At 64.3% G+C, this 2381-nt stretch carries 1 protein-coding gene; it reads right to left on the reverse strand.

Annotation, left to right across the window (positions count from 1 at the left end; translation table 11 throughout):
* Positions 1-2381 (reverse strand): AMP-binding protein (locus BM317_RS29560; protein WP_139236103.1); only part of this gene is annotated, 2381 nt, incomplete at both ends.

Below are 2381 nucleotides of genomic sequence, written 5' to 3' on the forward strand. Positions count from 1 at the left end.
ACCGCCAGGTCGAAGTTCAGCGAGGTCGAGAACAAGGTTTTCGACAGGGTTTGCGCATCGAACGAACGATGGGTCCAGGTCAGGAAATTCACCGTGTTGCGGTGTTCGATCATCACACCCTTGGGCAAACCGGTGGAACCGGAGGTGTAGATCACGTAGGCCAGATGCGCCGACGTCAGGCCGTCGACCTGCGGATTGGGCGCAGCCTCGTCCTGCCAGATACCTTTGTCGAGATCGATCAACGGGACCACCGTCTCACCCAGCAAGCCTCGCGTGGCCGCCTGCACCAGGATCGCCGCCGGGGCGCTGTCCTCGAGCATGTAGGCAATCCGATCCGCCGGATACGTCGGATCCAGCGGCACATAACCACCGCCCGCCTTCAAGATCGCCAGCAAGCCCACGACCATGTCGAGGCCACGCTCGACGCAGATCGCCACCCGCGAGTCCGGCTGCACACCCTGTTTGCGCAGGTAATGGGCCAACCGGTTGGCAAGCCCGTTGAGCTCGCGATAGTTGAGCTGGTGCCGGCCATGACGCACCGCCAGTGCATCCGGCGTGCGCGCCACCTGCTCCTCGAACAATCCATGGATGGTCTGTTCCAGTGGGTACTCGGCGTCAGTGGCGTTGAACGCCACCAGCAATTGCTCGCGCTCGTCGACAGGTACGATCGACAACTCGCGCAACGGGGCCTCAGGTGCATGCTCCAGCGCCTGCACCAGGCTCTCCAACGCCATATGCATGTAGCCGCAGACACGTCGCGCACCCACTTCGACCACCGCCTGGGTTGTCAGCAGGAAACCTTCGCCGAGGTCGTCGACGTTCAGGCACAACGGGTAGTTGGTCCGCTCCTCCATGCCCAGGGTGTGAATCCCGTGCCAGGCCGCGATGGCCTGCTCGGACGCGGCTTCACCGGCGCTGTGCCGATAGTTCAACAACGTGCTGAACAATGGAAGCGAGGCCGGTACACCGCTGCAACGCTGGGCCAATGCCAGGGAAGCATGTTCATGCCCCAACAATCCGCTCAACCGGGCGTGGGTGGCCTTCACGCCTGTACGGACGTCGATGTGCCCCACACTCACCCGCAGCGGCAAGGTATTGATGAACATCCCCAGCGCCCGGTCCGCACCCTCGCCGCCCTGCATCCGGCCCATCAGTACGGTGCCGAACACCACTTCTTCACGCCCTGAGACGCGCCCGACCACCTGGCCCCAGGCCAGGTGGACCAGGCTCGCCGCACTCACCCCGAGCTGACGAGCCTGCGCCCGCAAGCGCTGGGCCAATGCCCCATCCACGCCTTGTTGCACTTCTTCGATGCCGCTGCCGTCGCCCTGCACATTCAGCAGACCGAACGGCAACGTCGGTTCGTCGATGTCACCCAGCATGTCGCGGAAGAACGCTTCGTGCTGTTCACGACTCACGCCCAACCGGGCCTGGGCGACATGATTGCGGTACGGCACAGCCGGTGCAAGCAGCTCTGCCTGGTCCAGCAGGCTGGCCTGCATTTCATGCACCACCACCTCAAGGGCGGTGTGGTCCAGCGCCACGTGATGGAACAGCAGCATCCCGACCCAACGCTGGTTCGCCAGATCCTGGGCATAGGCCAGCCGCATCAACGGTGCCTGGGCGATGTCGAGGCGGTAGTGACGCGGGTCGAAGCGTTCGTGCAACTGTCGCACTGCATCGCCCGCCGCCGGATCCAGCCCGACTTCTTCAAGGGCCAGCGTCGCGTGGCGCCAGACCACCTGCACCGGTGACTCCAGGCCCTGCCAGGCCATGCCGGTGCGCAGGATATCGTTGCGCGACACCACGCTCTGCAAAGCCTGGGCAAAGGCTTGCAGGCGCTCGCGACTGTCAAAGCCGAACATCACCTGCAACACGTAGGGGTCGCCCTGCTCCGCGGCCAGGTGATGGTAGAGAATGCCTTCCTGCAACGGCGCCAGGGCATAGATGTCCTGCACGTTGGCGACGCCGCCAGGCACGGCGGCCACGATCCGGTCGATGGCCTCCTGGTCCAGATCGGCCAGGGGCAACATGTCCGGGGTGATTCGCGTGCAGCCAGCGGGAATGAGGTTGGCCGGCACCACGACGTCTGCGTGTCCGCCGACGGCAGCAGCCAGCGCAGCCAATGTCGGCTGGCCGAACAGCACCCGCACGTCGGCGCTCAGATCGATCTGGCGCATGCGCTCGATCAACTTGACCGCCAGCAGCGAATGACCGCCCAGTTCGAAGAAATTGTCGTGGCGACCTACTCGTTCGAGCTTGAGCAAATCCTGCCAGATCCGGGCAATGGCGCTTTCCACTTCCCCTTGGGGAGCTTCGTATTCGCGGCTGATCACCGCCGACTGATCCGGTGCCGGCAACGCCTTGCGATCCAGCTTGCC

Origin of the sequence: Pseudomonas sp. NFACC24-1 (assembly GCF_900115235.1) — a bacterium.
In the GTDB taxonomy this organism is placed as follows: Bacteria; Pseudomonadota; Gammaproteobacteria; order Pseudomonadales; family Pseudomonadaceae; genus Aquipseudomonas; species Aquipseudomonas fluorescens_AA.